The sequence below is a fragment of the bacterium genome (assembly GCA_021372615.1).
Lineage (GTDB): Bacteria > Armatimonadota > Zipacnadia > Zipacnadales > UBA11051 > JAJFUB01.
Genome location: JAJFUB010000058.1, coordinates 1 through 15,706, shown reverse-complemented (window position 1 = coordinate 15,706; position 15,706 = coordinate 1). Strand labels below are relative to the sequence as shown.

16 protein-coding genes are annotated in these 15,706 nt (G+C 67.4%); 5 read left to right on the top strand and 11 right to left on the bottom strand.

The genetic code is table 11. From position 1 onward, the window contains the following. Positions 1 to 84 precede the first annotated feature (84 nt). Genes LLH23_08965 through LLH23_08955 form a run of 3 tightly spaced genes read right to left on the bottom strand, consistent with a single transcriptional unit; the run spans position 85 to position 2,807 of the window. A complete protein-coding gene (locus LLH23_08965) occupies positions 85 to 1,251 on the bottom strand; it encodes a hypothetical protein (protein MCE5238610.1) in 1,167 nt (388 codons plus the stop codon). Positions 1,252 to 1,263: 12 nt separating this feature from the next. Continuing rightward, a complete protein-coding gene (locus LLH23_08960; protein MCE5238609.1) occupies positions 1,264 to 1,905 on the bottom strand; it encodes a hypothetical protein in 642 nt (213 codons plus the stop codon). A gap of 35 nt (positions 1,906 to 1,940) precedes the next feature. Continuing rightward, positions 1,941 to 2,807 (bottom strand): hypothetical protein, encoded by an 867-nt coding sequence (locus LLH23_08955; GenBank protein ID MCE5238608.1) that lies wholly within the window; start codon positions 2,805 to 2,807, stop codon positions 1,941 to 1,943. A 105-nt stretch (positions 2,808 to 2,912) separates the two neighbouring features. Between LLH23_08955 and LLH23_08950 the strand changes: the two genes are divergently transcribed. Next, on the top strand, positions 2,913 to 3,836 hold the full coding sequence (locus LLH23_08950; GenBank protein MCE5238607.1) for a hypothetical protein: 924 nt from the start codon (positions 2,913 to 2,915) through the stop codon (positions 3,834 to 3,836). A gap of 169 nt (positions 3,837 to 4,005) precedes the next feature. On the opposite strand, the gene LLH23_08945 is transcribed toward LLH23_08950, so the two are convergent. The 7 genes from LLH23_08945 to trpS all read right to left on the bottom strand — a co-directional run bounded on the left by LLH23_08945 (position 4,006) and on the right by trpS (position 10,770). After that, positions 4,006 to 4,275 carry a hypothetical protein gene (locus tag LLH23_08945; protein MCE5238606.1) on the bottom strand — a complete coding sequence of 90 codons (270 nt, stop codon included), beginning with the start codon at positions 4,273 to 4,275 and terminating at the stop codon, positions 4,006 to 4,008. 98 nt (positions 4,276 to 4,373) lie between these two features. After that, positions 4,374 to 5,315, bottom strand: a complete 942-nt coding sequence (locus LLH23_08940; GenBank protein MCE5238605.1) for a M28 family peptidase — start codon at positions 5,313 to 5,315, stop codon at positions 4,374 to 4,376. Between the two features lie 21 nt (positions 5,316 to 5,336). Beyond that, on the bottom strand, positions 5,337 to 6,359 hold the full coding sequence (gene trpD / locus LLH23_08935; protein MCE5238604.1) for an anthranilate phosphoribosyltransferase: 1,023 nt from the start codon (positions 6,357 to 6,359) through the stop codon (positions 5,337 to 5,339). 107 nt (positions 6,360 to 6,466) lie between these two features. Further along, complete coding sequence (locus tag LLH23_08930; protein MCE5238603.1) at positions 6,467 to 6,820, bottom strand: hypothetical protein; 354 nt, start codon at positions 6,818 to 6,820, stop codon at positions 6,467 to 6,469. A gap of 96 nt (positions 6,821 to 6,916) precedes the next feature. After that, positions 6,917 to 7,483: an aminodeoxychorismate/anthranilate synthase component II gene (locus tag LLH23_08925; GenBank protein MCE5238602.1), complete on the bottom strand. Its 567-nt coding sequence runs from the start codon at positions 7,481 to 7,483 to the stop codon at positions 6,917 to 6,919. 146 nt (positions 7,484 to 7,629) lie between these two features. Then, positions 7,630 to 9,168, bottom strand: coding sequence for an anthranilate synthase component I (gene trpE, locus LLH23_08920; protein MCE5238601.1), 1,539 nt, complete (start codon positions 9,166 to 9,168; stop codon positions 7,630 to 7,632). 642 nt (positions 9,169 to 9,810) lie between these two features. After that, positions 9,811 to 10,770, bottom strand: coding sequence for a tryptophan--tRNA ligase (gene trpS, locus LLH23_08915; protein ID MCE5238600.1), 960 nt, complete (start codon positions 10,768 to 10,770; stop codon positions 9,811 to 9,813). A gap of 347 nt (positions 10,771 to 11,117) precedes the next feature. Here trpS and LLH23_08910 point away from each other — a divergent pair, with 347 nt between their 5' ends. The 3 genes from LLH23_08910 to LLH23_08900 all read left to right on the top strand — a co-directional run bounded on the left by LLH23_08910 (position 11,118) and on the right by LLH23_08900 (position 13,878). Continuing rightward, positions 11,118 to 11,912 carry a sugar phosphate isomerase/epimerase gene (locus LLH23_08910; GenBank protein MCE5238599.1) on the top strand — a complete coding sequence of 265 codons (795 nt, stop codon included), beginning with the start codon at positions 11,118 to 11,120 and terminating at the stop codon, positions 11,910 to 11,912. A 129-nt stretch (positions 11,913 to 12,041) separates the two neighbouring features. After that, positions 12,042 to 12,983 (top strand): NAD-dependent epimerase/dehydratase family protein, encoded by a 942-nt coding sequence (locus LLH23_08905; protein ID MCE5238598.1) that lies wholly within the window; start codon positions 12,042 to 12,044, stop codon positions 12,981 to 12,983. A gap of 79 nt (positions 12,984 to 13,062) precedes the next feature. Next, a complete protein-coding gene (locus LLH23_08900) occupies positions 13,063 to 13,878 on the top strand; it encodes a sugar phosphate isomerase/epimerase (GenBank protein ID MCE5238597.1) in 816 nt (271 codons plus the stop codon). Between the two features lie 87 nt (positions 13,879 to 13,965). Here the strand turns inward: LLH23_08900 and LLH23_08895 are convergent, their stop codons facing one another. Further along, positions 13,966 to 14,586 carry a DUF1559 domain-containing protein gene (locus LLH23_08895; GenBank protein MCE5238596.1) on the bottom strand — a complete coding sequence of 207 codons (621 nt, stop codon included), beginning with the start codon at positions 14,584 to 14,586 and terminating at the stop codon, positions 13,966 to 13,968. Between the two features lie 185 nt (positions 14,587 to 14,771). Here LLH23_08895 and LLH23_08890 point away from each other — a divergent pair, with 185 nt between their 5' ends. Next, positions 14,772 to 15,584 carry a sugar phosphate isomerase/epimerase gene (locus tag LLH23_08890; GenBank protein ID MCE5238595.1) on the top strand — a complete coding sequence of 271 codons (813 nt, stop codon included), beginning with the start codon at positions 14,772 to 14,774 and terminating at the stop codon, positions 15,582 to 15,584. Positions 15,585 to 15,706 lie beyond the last annotated feature (122 nt).

Sequence of the window (15,706 nt, the reverse complement as noted above, 5' to 3'; positions counted from 1 at the left end):
GTGCGGTCACCGACCGCGACGATCCGCGTCGCGGTCGGTGACCGCTCCCACAGGCGCTCCCATAGCCTCCCACAGCGAGACATCCTATTCGGCCACGCGGATCGGGTAAACCCCGTACCGCTCCCGCATCTCCTTCATCTTCATCAGGTTCTCGTGCTTCGTCCCCACCGCCAGCGAGTGGCTCGCCCCGTAGATGAACCCGCCGCCGGGCGCCCCCCACCGCAGGCCGTACTTCGCCTCCCGCTCAATGTCCGTCGGGGTGCCGAGGATCAGGCTCTCGTTCGTCACTCCGCCCCACAGCACCAGCCGGTCGCCGTACTGCTCCTTGAGGCGCCTGATATCCATCCCGCCGCTTTGCTGGATGGCCTCGTAGCCCTCGTAGCCCCCGTCAACCATGCAGTCCAGGGCTTCCCAGATGCATCCGCAGCAGTGCTTGATGACCCGCAGGCCCAGCGCCTTGGCGGCGTCGGTGTACTGCTTCCACCAGTGCACGACATGCTCGCGCAGGATGCGGGGGCTGGCGAGCAGGCCTGTGGAGCTGCCCAGGTCGCCGCAGGGCATGACGCTGTCGTAGCCCATCTCGGCGTATAGCGGCAACTGGCGGATGACACTCTTGGCCGATAGCTCCGTGAGCTTGGCGTGGATCTCGGGGTGGAGCGCCATGTTCAGGTAGCGCTCCTCGTCGTCGCGCCCGAACATGGGGAAGCCGATGTCGCCGATGCAGATGTTGAACCAGTGGGTGGCCTTCAGGCGGTCCATGGCCGCCCGCGCCGCTTCCCATACCGAGTCATCCGGCGGCTGCAGCGGCGTGGCGTCCAGCCGGTCAATCTGCTCCTGCAGCTCCTCCACGGTCGGCACGTGCAGCGGCTGCTGCTTGTTGACCTTGTAGATGCACAGGTCGTGCGTCGTCTTGGAGATGCGGTAGAGGTTGCCACCGGAGTCCTCAAAGGTCTCCTCGTCAAGCTGCTTCATGGGCGTCTCGCGCGCGCCCTTCGCCGGGACTGTGCCGATGGTCACGATGTCGAAGCCAAGGGCCTCGGCGAGGTCGGGAATGTCCCGGGCATACGAGGCGGCCACCTCGTCCCTCCGCCCCTCCCACATCGCCCGCGTCTGCTTCATCTTGCCCTGCACCAGGCTCGGGCGGCCCAGCACCATCTCGTAGGTGGTGTAGTCAATCGAGTGCTCGCCCCAGGGCACCAGGTCCGGCTCCTGGAAGCTCAGCGTCTTCGCGACACGCTCGCGTGGCAGCATCGGTGCTCTCCATCAGTCTGTCGGTTGGGGCGGACGTGCCGTCCCCTGCGTCTCCCGCTTCTGGAACCACTTCGCGTGGCCATCCACGAAGCCGACGTTGCCCCCCGGCCCGGCCGTGGGGCTCACGTGTCGGAGCGCCACTGCGGCCAGCGTCAGACCCGTCGCGGGGTTGGGGCCCCCGAGGTCCGAATCCCCCAGCATCAGCATCTCATTCGGCCGCGGGATGGCGGCCAGGCTCTTGGACGACAGCAGCTTGTTGTAGGCGTAGCCGACCTTGAGCTGCGGCGCGGCCGGGCACTGGAACTCCCGGGTGCTCCTCATGTAGGGGGTCACCACCGAGGTCCAGCGTGTGTGCAGCGGCATCCTCTCGTCATAGTCCTGGCAGTACATCAGGGAGGCCAGCGCCACCAGCCTGACGTTCGAGAGGCACGCGCTCTGCGCCGCCTGCTCCGGCGTCTGGGCCTCGGGCTCCACGGGCGGCGGCAGGACGCGGGCTCCCGGCGGCACGGCCCGGATCGGTTGTGAGGGCGCGACGGGCGCGGGCTGGCCGCTGGTCCGCGGCTTGCAGCCCGACAGGACGACCAGGCAGGCGAGAACGACGAGCGTCGGCGTGGACCATTTGATGCTGCATCTCCCCTCAGTGCGGCAGCACACGCCCCGGCCTCCCTCCGGGCGCCGGGGGCGCGCCGTCACGGCGTCGGCGTCTCGGCAGCAGGGATCGTGATCTTCAGGGGCAGCTCCCGCGCCTTGACCCCCTCCGGCGCGAAGCGCAGGCGGCCGGTGTACTCCCCGGGCCTGGCGTCGGCCGGGGCAGCGACGACCAGCACGAACGCCTGTGTCACATCGGTCGGCACGGTCGGCCGCGCGTCGACCGTCGCCTGCCGCCACCAGGGCTCGGACCCCTGCAGACGCGCCAGGCGGTCAACGTCCACCGGCAGCAGGCTGAGACCCTCGGCCGGCAGCGTCCCCGCCGACCCCTTGAGCTTGCCGACACCCCCCTGCACCCGCCGCACGTCCCGCGTCAGCGGGACGATGATCACCTGCGCCATCTGCTGCTCGCCGGGCTGGAGGCTGATCTCCAGCGTCTCCACCGCCTCGCCGTCACAGGCCCCGCGGGCCTGGGGCAGCGGCTCAGGTGAGTGGCTGACGGCCAGGCCCCACTCCGGCTTCTTCTGCCCTTGCTTCCGCAGGAAGGCCCACACGCGCAGCGGGAGCGACTGGCAGCGGAGCTGGTGCAGATCGTTCTCGAGGAGCTGCACGGCAGTGGCCAGACGCGGCCAATCGGGCTGCGCCATGGCCTCGATCTGCAGGGCCAGGCGGCTCGTCGCCTCCAGCCGCTCCCCCAACTCGCGGACGTTGTCTGACACCAGCCGGTAGTCCGGCGCGTCCACCGGCACGCTGCCCAGGTCCAGCGCCTTGACGAGCTTCTCGTACCCCTCGATCCCCTGGCGCAGGCGCGCGCCAAGCTGCTCGGGCGTGTCCTGCGCGCGCAGGACGCTCGGCAGCAGCGCCGCCAGCGACAGCAGGACGAGGAGGGGTCGCGTGTGTCGTGTCATTGCCCTGGCAATTCGCTGACTTGCCGGGCCCCACCTGTCTGCAGAAGGAGGAACCGGCAAGGCCGCCGAACCTGCGCGCGCGACTGCACACCCGGAGGTCCGACCATGCGCCCGCTGAACCTCGGTGGTCACTGCCCGCCCCGGATTGCCACCCCCGACTTCTGGCCCGCCACCCAGGACCGCTACCGGGAGTTGCTCGATCGCCTCTGCCCCGGCGCCTACGAGACCATCGGCCGATCCGCCGGTGGTCGCGATGTCTGGGCAGTGCATCTCACCCCACACCCGGGCGCGCCCACCATCGGCGTGGTCGGCGGCATGCACGGCCACGAGGCCCAGGGACCGGCGACCTGCTTCAACCTGCTGAGCATCCTGCAGACGGGCCGCGACCTGAAGGGCGACCCCTGGCCGGGCTTCGACCGCGTCAACTGGGCCATCGTGCTGTGCCTGAACCCCGACGCCCGCGCCCGCATGCCCAACTCCTTCGTCGGCCTATCCGTCAAGGACGTCCTCAACTACGACGCAGGTCTGCGGGCCGATGCGGAGCGCAATGACCGGCGGGGGGACGTATCTCCCGAGGAGATGATGATCCTGGGGGGGCTGTACAACGACGCGGGAGTGGACATCCTGCGCCACGCGGAGCGCTCGGACACGGTGTCACCCGAACGGGAGGCCGTGCTCGACTTCATCGGGCGCACGAAGCCCTGGGTATGCCTGGAGCTGCACGCCCACTGCGCGGCGCCCCAGTTCTACTGCCCGCTGACGCCGACCCCGGCGCAGGTCGTCTCGCGTCAGGTCGAGGCGGTGAGCGGCATCGTCAGGGCGGGGCGGGCTGCCGGCTACGAGTTCGCCGACAGCACCGGCGAGGTGCAAGGGCTGTCCACGGCGCTGTACTGGGAGGTCGCCGGGGCGATGCCAATGCTGTTGGAGAGCCCACAGGGCGTGCTGGATGCCGGCCCGCGCTGGGATCACGCGCGGATCATTGACGTCAACCTGTTCGTCTGCGGGCAGTTGGTCGCGCTGGCCCAGTAGGTTGGTGGCACTGCCCCAGTGAGTTGGTGGCAGTGATCCAGTAGCGCGGGCGGCCTCGCCCGCGCGCCACGACAAAGGGCAGGCGAGGCCGCCTGCCCTACTGGGTCGCGTCGCGTATGCCGGGTCGAGTCTCGACCTGCGGCGGGTGTGGGTTCGGGGACGAACCCACCTACTTCTTCCGGCGCTTCTTCTGCTTCTTCTTCTCGTCAAAGTACTTCTTGCGCACGGCCCGCTGCCGCTTCGTGACGATGGACAGGGCCACATAGCCCCCGCCCGCCAGCCCGCCGCCGCACAGGCCCACGACCAGCAGCGTCGTCAGCATCGGCGCCGGCCGCAGCAGGTTGATGAGTTCCGTCATCACCCCAAAACCAACCGCCGCCCCCACCAGCGCCCCCACCAGGGTCCACACCAACCGGATGATCTCATCGCGAGACTTCATCGAGCGCCGTTACCTCGATCAGGGAATGCACCTACGACACCTTATTCGCCACCGCCCGGACGGGGACCTCTCCCGCAAGCGCCGGCGGCCAGAGCCCCTCACCTCTCGCCCGCCCCCTCCCGGTCCACCGTCACTACCGCCGCCAGCGAGGCCTGCGTGGTCAGCAACACGTTCGGCAAGTCCACCCGCGCGGGCTTGTCCTCTTCGGTGTGGTACTCCGGGTCGGCGTACGGGTACGACCCCAGGTTCATGATCGCCGCCCCGTAGCCGGCCTTCACGAACGAGCCGTCATCATCGCCCGGCGCCTGGCGTTGGTGCTTGCGCTGCTGCAGGCCGATGGCATAGCGCTCGTTGACCTCGGCCATCAGGTCCGCCAGGCGCTCGCCCTCGGGGGTCGTGAAGAGGGTCACGTTCGCCATCACCCGCGCGTCATGGTCGTCCTGCGACTTGCGGCCGAGGCTATCGAGGTTGAACACGGCGATGATGTTGTCGCCGCGCTCCCGAGCGTTGTTGGCGGCCGTGACGCTGGTCCACGGGGTGTGCTCCTCATTACAGCAGATGAACCAGATCGAGCGCTTGCTCGCATACCCCGCCAGCACGCGCGCGATCTCCAGGTTCGCGGCGGTGCCGATGGCGTTGTCATTGGCCCCCGGCGAGTCCACCCAGCTCTGCGAGTCCTTGTGGGAGATTACCACGATGGTCTCCTCGGGCCGCTCCGTCCCGGCCTTCTTCGCGTACAGGTTGTGGGCCGTGTACCAGGGGTCCTCGGGCATGGCGGGAGAGTACTGGGCGGACTTGGGCTTGGTGCTGTCGCAGCGGTACGCCTGGACCGGCACCGGCTCCTTCTCCACCGTGTAGCCGAACGACGCCAGTTGCGCCTGCAGGTAATCATCCGCCTCGTCGAGCGTGGACTTGTCGTGGCCGGGGAGGGTGTAGTTGAGCTTGCGGTACGGCAGCGGATCCTGCGCGAGGTAGTAGAGCCGCTCGCGAATGAGGCTGACGTCGAGCTGGGCCATCAGGCCAGGGATGGGGTCGGTCATCGTGCCCTCCAGCGAGTATCGCTACGCGGAGGACAATTCGTTGGAGAGGCGCTGCAGTCCTTGCAGCTTCGCCGCAGCGGCGTCACTGAAGACCGACACCTTGGCGGAAACCACTCCGTCTTGTAGTGTCGCCGCCTTCGCCCCCACATAGATCGCCGCGGCCGCGTTGGCCAGCGTGATGTCCAGCCGCGCCCCGGGCTTGCCCGCGAGCACGTCGCGCAGCAGTTGCGCTGAAGTCGCCGCGTCGCCGCCGGAGATGTCTTCGGGAGCGCAGGCCGGCAGGCCGAGGTCCTCGGGCGCCAGCTCGAACTCTCTGATCTGCCCATCCTTCAGTTCAGTCACTTGCGTCTTGCCCGCGAGGGAGATCTCATCGAGACCGGGCTCGCCATGGACGATCAGTACGTGCTCGGAGCCGTTGGCCCGCAGCGCCTCGGCCATGGGCAGCGCAAAGGCGGGATCGAAGACGCCGATGACCTGTCGCTTCGTCCCGGCGGGGTTGGTCAGCGGGCCAAGGAGGTTGAACACGGTCCGCATCGCCAGTTGCTTGCGCGGGCCGACGGCGTGCTTCATCGCCGGGTGCAGCTCGGCGGCGAACAGGAAGCCGATGCCGACCTCGTCAATGCACCGGGCCACCGCCTCGGGCGGCAGGCTGATGCGGACGCCCAGCTCTTTGAGCACGTCGGCGCTGCCACACTGGCTGGAGACCGCGCGGTTGCCGTGCTTGGCGATGGGCACGCCCGCCCCGGCGGCCACGAACGCTGCGGCAGTGGAGATGTTGAAGGTGTCACACACGTCGCCGCCGGTGCCGCAGGTGTCCACGACGCCCGCGACCATCGGCCGGACCGGTACACAGCTACCGCGCATGGCCCGCGCGAAGCCCGCAATCTCGTCGGCGGTCTCCCCCTTCATGCGCAGGGCGACGAGGAAGGCGCCAATGAGCGCCTCGCCCACTTCGCCGGACATGATGGCCGCCAGCGCCGCCTCGGCTTCGGCGACACCGAGATCACGGCGGGCCACTACTTTGGTCAGGGCCTGGTGAAGCATTGGACTCGGTCTCCCTGCATGGTGCGACTTCCGTGTGTAGTGCGAATCCGCCTGTAGTGCAAGTGCGCCTGTAGTGCGGGCTTCCAGCCCGCACTACGCTGGCGCCCCTACCGTATCTTCATCGTCATCAGGATCAGCACGACCGCCCAGAAGCAGGCGAGGCCGGCGGCACAGGCCATCCACGTCCACCGATTGCCGCCCTCCGGCTCGGCCATGCGCTTGCGCACGCTCAGCGCCACCAGGCCCAGGCTGGCCAGGAAGACCAGGACGGGCAGAACGAGGCTGGGGCGCCGGGGCGGAGGGGGCAGGTCCTGCTCGGGGCTGTCGTCCATGTCCACATAGTGCTGGGCGGCCGACACCGTCGGCGCGACCATCCGCACCGGGATGACCGCCCCCATCACCCACAACACCACGACGAGAATGACCGCCCCGAGCCACCAGGGATCATCGAAGTCAAACATGATGGGACAACGATGAATGATGAGTGCGGAATGATGAATGGGGATTGGCGCGAAGTGCTGTCCCCCATTCATCGTTCATCATTCATCACTTGCCTTTCACCTCATCTTCAGGAAGTTGCGCAGCAGGTCCTTGCCGACTCGCGTCATGATCGACTCGGGGTGGAACTGGATGCCCTCGACCACGAACTCCTTGTGGCGCAGGCCCATGATCTCGCCCTGGTCGCTCTCGGCCGTGATCTCCAGGCAGTCCGGCAGGCTCTCCTTCTCCACCAGCAGCGAATGGTAGCGCACCGCCTCGAAGGGGTTGGGTACGCCCTCGAACAGGCCCTTGCCGTCGTGATGGATCGGCGAGGTCTTGCCGTGCATCAGTCGCTCGGCGCGGACCACCTTGCCGCCGAAGACCTGCCCCATGGACTGGTGCCCCAGGCACACGCCCAGCACCGGCACCTTGCCGGCCATGTGCTGGATCAGCTCCATGGAGATGCCCGCCTCATTGGGCGTGCATGGCCCGGGCGAGATGACGACGCGGTCGGGCCTGAGCGCCTCGACGTCCGCCACGGTGAGCTTGTCATTCCGGTAGACCTCGACCTGTTCCCCGAGTTCCGACAGGTACTGGTAGAGGTTGTAGGTAAAGCTGTCGTAGTTGTCGAGCAGCAACAGCATGATTGTCTCCTGTCCTGGAACGGTCGCGGTCGGTGACCGCTCCCACGTCCTATCCGAGCGTGGCTGTCGGGCCGGGTGTGGGAGCGGTCACCGACCGCGACTGCCGTTAGCCGTTACCCTTGACCCTCGCCCCTTGACCCTCGCCCCTACACCAACCCCTGTTCCGCCATCCGCGCCGCGTCTAGCAGCGCGCCCATCTTCATCAGTGTCTCGTTGTACTCGGCGTCCGGCTCGCTGTCGGCCACGATCCCGCCGCCGGCCTCGAAGTAGCACGTGTCGCCCTTGACGACCATGGTGCGCAGCGTGATGCACGTGTCCATGCTGCCCGAGAAGCTGAAGTAGCCCACCGCCCCGGCATAAGGACCGCGCCGCACCGGCTCGAGTTCCTCGATGATCTCCATGGCGCGGATCTTCGGGGCGCCCGAGACCGTCCCGGCCGGGAACGTCGCGCGCAGGACATCGAACTGGTCCTTGTCGGCGCGCAGCTTGCCGATCACGTTGCTGACGATGTGCATGACGTGCGAGTAGCGCTCCACGGTCATGAGCGCATCCACCTGCACCGTGCCCGGCTCGCAGACGCGGCCGATGTCGTTGCGGTGCAGGTCCACGAGCATGATGTGCTCGGCCCGCTCCTTCTCGTCGGCCAGCAGCTCCCGCTCCAGCGCCCGGTCCTCCTCGGGGCTCTTGCCCCGGCGGCGCGTGCCGGCGATGGGCCGCGTTACGACCCTTCCGGCGTCTTCAGTGACGAGGATCTCCGGCGAGGAGCCGATGATCTTCAGGTCGCCGAAGCTCAGGTAGTACATGTACGGCGAGGGGTTGATGGCCCGCAGGGCGCGGTACAGGTCGAAGGGATCGCCTTGGATCTTCGCCTGCAGCCGGTGGGCAACCACCACCTGAATGGCGTCCCCGGCGGTGATGTACTCCTTGGCCTTCAGGATGGCCGCGCGGTGCTGGGCCTTGGTCATCGTGGACGGCAGGGCCGAGGGCTCATCGGGAATCTGTCGCGGTCGGTGACCGCTCCCACGCCCCACGCCGGCCTCGACACCGGCCGGCAGCGGGACCGTCAGAGCCTTGACGACCTCCTCGATGCGCTGCGCGGCGTCCCAGTATGCGGCCTGCGCGTCGTCGCCGATCTCGGCGTGGGCCATGACCCGCACCCGGTGCATCACGTGGTCGAAGATGACAATCGTGCCGGCGAACATGAACTGGCTCTCGGGCAGGTCGAGGTCGTCGGGGTTGGTGTCGGGCAGGTTCTCGAAGAAGCGGACCATGTCATAGCCCAGGTAGCCCACCGCCCCGCCGCAGAACCGCTCCCAGCCGGGCAGCGGCACGAACTTGTAGGCCGCCAGTTGCCGCTTCAGCTCGTGCAGGGGGTCTTCGTTGTCGGGCAGCTCGATGGTCTGTAGGGCGGGGGCTTGTACCCCGCCGCCGCTGGTTGTGACCGTCACCGTCCGCCCCCGGCTGCTGAAGACCTTGTACGGGTTGACGGCCAGGTACGAATAGCGGGCGACGTTCTCGCCGCCGGCGACGCTCTCAAGCAGGAAGGCATAGCCGTTCCCGGCGGCGCGCAGCTTCAGGAAGGCGGACACGGGGGTCTCCATGTCCGCCAGGATCTCGCGGTAGACAGGTACGAGGTTGCCCTCCCGGGCACGCCCCATGAAGGTCTCGAAGTCCGGCGTATACATACATTGACTCCTTGGTGAGTCCGACCGATCAGCAGCCGGCAAGGCAGGCAAAGGCAGGAGAATCTAGAGGCGAGGGGGAAGGGGGGACCACATGCGAGGCTGATGAGGGGCCGTGACGGCCGTAAAGGTCGTCTGGCGTGACTTGTCGGTCCTCTGTGCCAATGTGACCACCCCCTTTCGATGGGGCCGGTGGAATCTGGAGGCGAGGTCTCTCCCGACCTGGTCTCCGGGTGCGATGGCGCCGGGCGTGGCCTCTCCAGGCCGGGCTCGACGTGCGGGGCGGAAGGTTCGCTTCCGCCGGGGCGAAGGCAGCCTTGCTGCATGACGCCCTGCGGACGGCTACGGCATGTTGATTCGTCGGTGCGCACCGACACGGCTTCTGGCGCGAAGGCTGGGTTGCGCCCTGGGTGGGCAGACTTGGGCCGGGGCTCTCCTGCCCGGTTACCGGCGGAACCTTCGGTTCCGCGCGCGGGTTCGCCTCGCGAACTCGCAAGCTCTCCAGCTAACACGGTGGCCGACCTGCTCATCACGGTCTGGCCTTCGCGTCAGAAAACTCCAGGCGGTGGGTGCCGCGTGGGCGGGTTCATCCTCGAACCCGCACCGGTCTCGGAAGTGGGTTCGGGGACGAACCCACCTACGCGACTACACCCCAACCGCCGCTCTGACTTTGTCAAGGGTCTCGCGGGCCACCGCCCGCGCTTTCCTGGCCCCCTCCGCCAGCACATCTTCCACGGTCCCCATGTCCTGCTCCAGCGCCGCGCGTCGCTCGCGCATCGTCCCGAAGTACTCCAGGAACGCCGCCAGCAGTTGCTTCTTGTACTCGCCGTAGCCCACGCCGCCGGCGCGGTAGCTCTGCGCCATCTCGGCCTTCTGCTCGGGCGTGGCGAAGAGGCTGTAGAGCTGGAAGATCGTGTTGTTGTCGGGGTCCTTGGGCGCCTCGACCGGCGTGGAGTCGGTCACGATGCTCATGATCTTCTTCTTGACCGACTTGTCCGGCTCGAAGATGCCGATGGTGTTGTCATAGCTCTTGGACATCTTGCGCCCGTCCAGCCCCGGCACGATCGCCGTGGTCTCCAGGATGTAGCCGTCGGGCACGGTCAGGATGTCGCCATACTGGTTGTTGAAGCGGATCGCCAGGTCGCGGGTGACCTCGATGTGCTGCTTCTGGTCCTGGCCGACGGGCACCAGGTGCGAGTTGTAGATCAGGATGTCGGCGGCCATCAGCACCGGGTAGGCGAACAGGCCGTGATCAGCCGTCAGGCCCTGCTGCACCTTGTCTTTGTAGGCGTGGCAGCGCTCCAGCAGGCCCATGGGGCAGATCGTGGACAGGACCCACGTCAGCTCGCAGACCTCGGGGACGTCTGACTGGCGGAAGATCGTGGCCTGCGCCGGGTCCAGACCCAGGGCCAGGAAGTCAGCGGCGATCTCGTTGGTCTGCTGCCGCAGTGTCGGCCCGTCGTGGATGGTCGTCAGGGCATGGTAGTTGGCCATGAAGTAGAAGCCGTCATGCTCGGACTGCAGGGCCACATACTGGCGGATCGCGCCGAAGTAGTTACCGATGTGCAGCTTGCCCGTAGGTTGTACGCCGGATAGTACTCGCATCTCGTTTGTGGTCTCCGCTTCCCGATTTCCGGCTCCCGCCGGTCCAACAAAAAACCGCGGGAGCCTCTGGGGCGCCCACGGTTCGTATCTTGCTTGGTTGTTGTTACTCAGACGGCACGGAGGGCGCCCGCTTTATGCGAGATCAGGCCACGCCCAAAAGAAGTATACCGCCTGCTGAGTAGTCATTGCGTTGGAGCGGATAATAGCGGGAATGCCGGCCCCTGTCAAGGCACTTTTCCTGCCGGCCCTGGAACATGCCGGCGGGAAGGTCCCTGCCGCTGCGGCGCCGAACCGGCCCCCCAGCGCGGATGCCATGTCGCGCGCACCTGTCACCCCGGAGGCTCCCCATGCAACTGGCTTTCATCGGCAGCAACGATCTGGCCGGACTGGAACTGGACGCCGCTTTCGCCGCCAACCATGGCTTCGCGGGGCTGGAGTTCAACTGGTGGGGGAACTTCAAGGACGTCACGGAGGAGCATGTCTACGCCATGCGCGAGGTGCTCGACCGCCACGGTGTCGGCTGCTGCTCGCTGGGCATCTGGGGCTGGAACCACACCTCCAAAGATGCCGCCGAGCGGGCCACCGCCCACGAGATGCTGAGCCGCGCCATCGCCTTCGGCGAGATCCTCGGCGCCTACTGTCTCATCACCGGGGGCGGGCAGATTGACGGCGGGCTGGAGGCCAACGCCGCGGAGTTCAAGCAGGTCTTCCCGCCCTTCCTGGATCGCCTGGCCGCCGCCGGCATGAAGTCCGCCTTCTACGCCGTCCACGGCAACAGCTTCTTCACCACCATCGCGGCCTACGAGGCCGTCTGGGACACGCTGCCGCAAGTCGGCATCAAGTACGACCCGGCCAACTGGGATCACGCCGGGCAGGACTACCTGGACGTGGCCCGGCGGCACGGCGACAAGGTGGCCCACGTACACATCAAGGAGCACCTGAACATCGGCAGCGAGCTGGCTTCCCAGCCGGCCGCGGGCATGGGCGACATCGCCTTCGGCAAGGTCCTCGCCTTCCTGTACGAGCATGACTACCGCGGCTACCTGTGCTTCGAGCCGCACGGCGCCCTCTGGGGCCGCGAGCCGTTGCGGCAAAAGATGCTGCTGCTGACCAAGAAGCACCTCGACCAGTTCCTGGTGTAGACCGCGAGGGGTCTGTCCCCGAAGGGCTTCGCGAAGCGAAGCACGCAGGGGGCTGACCCCACAACCGCTCGCAGGCGGGGTCAGCCCCCTGCGGGGACAGACCCCACCATGGCGGAGAAAGGCACTGACATGAACACCCTCATCATCGGCGGTACCCGCTTTGTCGGCGACTCGCTCTCTCGGCAGCTGCTGGCCGAGGGCCACACGGTGGCGGTCCTGAACCGCGGGCGCTCCGCGGACACGCTGCCGGACTCGGTGGAGCGGCTGCGCGCTGACATCGCGGAGACCGAGGCGATTGCCGCGCTGCTGTCCGGGCGGACCTTCGACGCCGTCATCAACATGATCGCCTCGGGCCGCGACCGCACCAGGAACCTGCTGCAGGTCGTGCTGGGCTGCACCGGCCACTACCTGCAGTGCGGCTCCACGGGCGTCTATGCGCCGCTGAAGGTCTGCCCGGCGGACGAGAGCCATCCCACCGCCCCGCCGCCGGAGCTCGGGGGCTTTGACGCCAAGCTCGAGTCCGACAATGTGGCCCGCGAGATGTGCGCCGAGCGGGGCGTGGCGCTGACGATCATCCGCCCCACGAACATCTGCGGCGCCGGGGATGTGCCCCTGGACATCTGGGGCGCCCGCAACCCCAGCTTCTTCCAGCGCATCATTGATGGCGACATCATCTCCATCCCCGACGACGGCCAGGCGTTGCTGCAGCCGGTGCACCGGGACGACGTGGCCCGGCCCTTCGTGCTGGCCCTGGCCGACCCGGCCCCGTTCCGCCTCTTCAACGTCAGTTGCGCCTATGCGGTGACGCTGAACTACTACGCCGAGTTCATCGGCGACCTCCTCGGACGCGCCCCGGTCGTCGAGCACGTCCCGATGGAGGAGCTGATGCGGCTCTATCCCGACCCGCACGTGCTCAGCCCTGCGGGGATGCGCTTCGTGTGCCTGCACATGTGCTTCTCGCTGGCCAAGATCCGCCGCGAGCTGGGCTACGAGCCGGCCTGGACCCCGGAGACAGCGCTGGAGCAGAGCATCGCCTGGATGTTCGAGCGCGAGCTGATCTACCGCCACTAGCCACGCCGTAGGAGCGCCGGCTTCCAGCCTGCTGCGGCCGCGCCCATCGCTCTACCTACACAGAAGGGATCACACCACCATGCAACTCATCGGCTGCAACACCATAGACCCCAAACTCCAGGTCACGCGTGGGGAGGACTACGACCTACCTACCACGCGGCGGTCGCTCGAGTGGCTCAAGGAACTGGGCTTCCAGGCGGTCGAGTACTCACACGCGCTGCACTGGACGGATGAGGAGGTCGCGGCGGTTCGGGCCATGACGGCGGAGATCGGGCTGGTCCCGTGGTCGCTGCACGCCTGGGTGGGCGGGGATGTCCTGACCGCCGAGGGCGCGGCGGAGACGGAGAAGATCCTGACCCGGGCGGCCGAGGTGGCTCTGGGGCTGGGCGTCGCGACAGTCGTCCACCACACCAACGGCGCCACGCTGGAGGGTGATGGGCCGCAGCGCCTGGCGGCCGAGGCCGACGTGCTTCGCCGCTCCCACAAGCCGGGCATGAGGTGGGCCCTGGAGACGATGTCCACGCTGGCCCACTGTGAGTACATGCTGGCGCTCGCGGACGAGTTGGGGCTGGAGATCGCCGGCGTGAACGTAGACACGGGCCATGCGCATCTGGGCGACCTGGGCGCCGCGCGGGCCATCCGCATGGCTGGCGGACGGCTCATCACCACCCACCTGCAGGACAACCACGGCGCGCGCGACGAGCACCTGCCGCCCGGCGATGGCGCGATTGACTGGGACGACGTCGCCGCTGCCATTCACGAGATCGGCTACACCGGCTGTCTCATGCTGGAGCTGACCGACCAGCCCTCGGCGGATCGGCGCGCGGTCGGGGTGACGGAGGAGATGGCGCGCGGCGCGGCGAAGGCACGATGGCTCGCCGAGCACGTCGGCTGATGCTGTCGCGACCGAGCAATGAAGCGCCAGGAGCAACGGGAAAAGGGCCGCCATCGCTGGCGGCCCTTCGCCCGTTCGGGACGTCGTCTAGTAGATGTTCCAGAGGATGAACTGGTTATCGCCCGTCAGGGCAACACCGGCTTCGCTGGCGGCCCGCTGTTCCAGCGCGCCCTTGCCCATCGCCTTGGAGTGCCCGTCGCAGAAGGCAACGTTCGCCATCTCGTTGTGACGGTACTGCACCTGGCGCTGGTTGGGGTACACGAGGTGCGGCTGCGGCACCAGACGGAAGTTGATGCCATCGCCCATCAGGACCGTCTCGGAGGGAGAGGGGATGGTCCCCAGCGACCTGGCTGTCTCGAAGAAGACATTGTAGCCGTAGGAGATCGACTCGCCCATCCAGGTGCCATCCCAGCGGATGGTAGAGGAAGGGCAGTTGAACACCTGGTTGTTCTTGCAGTACGGCGCGATCTTCATGGCCCAACTCATGTAGTCGGCGACGCCGGTCCCATGGTACGTGGCGGGCAGCATCTCGTCGTAGTCCTGGGCGTACTGCATGACGGCCAGGCCGATCTGCTTGGTGTTCGACAGACAACTCGACTGGCGGGCTTTCTCACGAGCCTTGGCAAAGACGGGGAAGAGAATCGCGGCGAGGATGGCGATGATCGCGATGACCACCAACAACTCAATGAGCGTGAAACCTCTGCGCATGTCTGCCTCCTGTTCGTAGGGCCGGCAATCCAGCCAGAGTAATATTATACCACAGATCGTGCCCGAAGATAGCCTTGGCGCAGGAAACTGCCTCCTGCGCGGTGAAACTCCCTCGCGCTCTGTACCGCACGGGCCACGGGCGGTCCGGGCGCTTATCACTACGTTCTGCCAAGGAGTGACCCGCCATGGGACCCTGGATCATGTTCACCAAGCATCTGGAGGGCTGGGACCTGCCCCAGATCATGGACGGCCTCAAGCGCGCCGGCGTGCAGGGCGCCGACCTGTGCGTGCGCCCCGGCTATCCCGTCACCCCCGAGAACGCCCCCGCCGAGCTGCCCCGGGCCGCCAAGATGTTCGCCGATGAGGGCCTGTCCATCCCCCTCATCACCACCCCCGGCGACTTCATCAGCGCCGACATGGACTACGCGCAGTCCCTCTTCGAGGCCTGCGCCGCGGCCGGCGTCAAGCTCGTCAAGCTCGGCTACTGGCACATGGACCCCGATGGCTACTGGCCCAGCCTCAGCCGCTGCCGCGAGCGCCTGGAGGGCTTCTCCAAGCTGGCCGAGAAGACCGGCGTCAAGCCCATCGTCCACAACCACTCCGGCTCAACCATGGGCCTGAACTCCTGCGCCATGATGCACATCATGGAGGGCTTCGACCCCAGCCTGGTCGGCGTCTTCGCCGATGTGGGCCACCTCTCGATGGTCGGCGAGCCGTACCCGATGGCCTTCAGCATCGTCCGCGGCTACCTGGCCGCCGTCGCCTTCAAGGACCTCAAGCGCAAGAAGAACCCCGACGGCAACTGGGGGATTGAGGTGCTGCCGATGGGCCTGGGCGTCGGCAACTTCCCGCAGGTGATGCAGATCCTCAAGGACATCGCCTTCGAGGGCCCCATCAGCTTCCACTGCGAGTACGGCTACCTGCCGCCCGAGTCCATCATCCACCAGTGCAACATTGACACGCGTCTGATCCAGGGGATCGTGGACAAGCTGGGGTAGGGCAGGGGTCAGGAATCAGGGGTCAGGAATCAGGGGCGCCGCGGCCCGTCGCACGTGGGGCTCAGCCAGGAAGGCATGTGGGAGCGGTCACCGACCGCGACCGACGGATGAGGTCGCGGTCG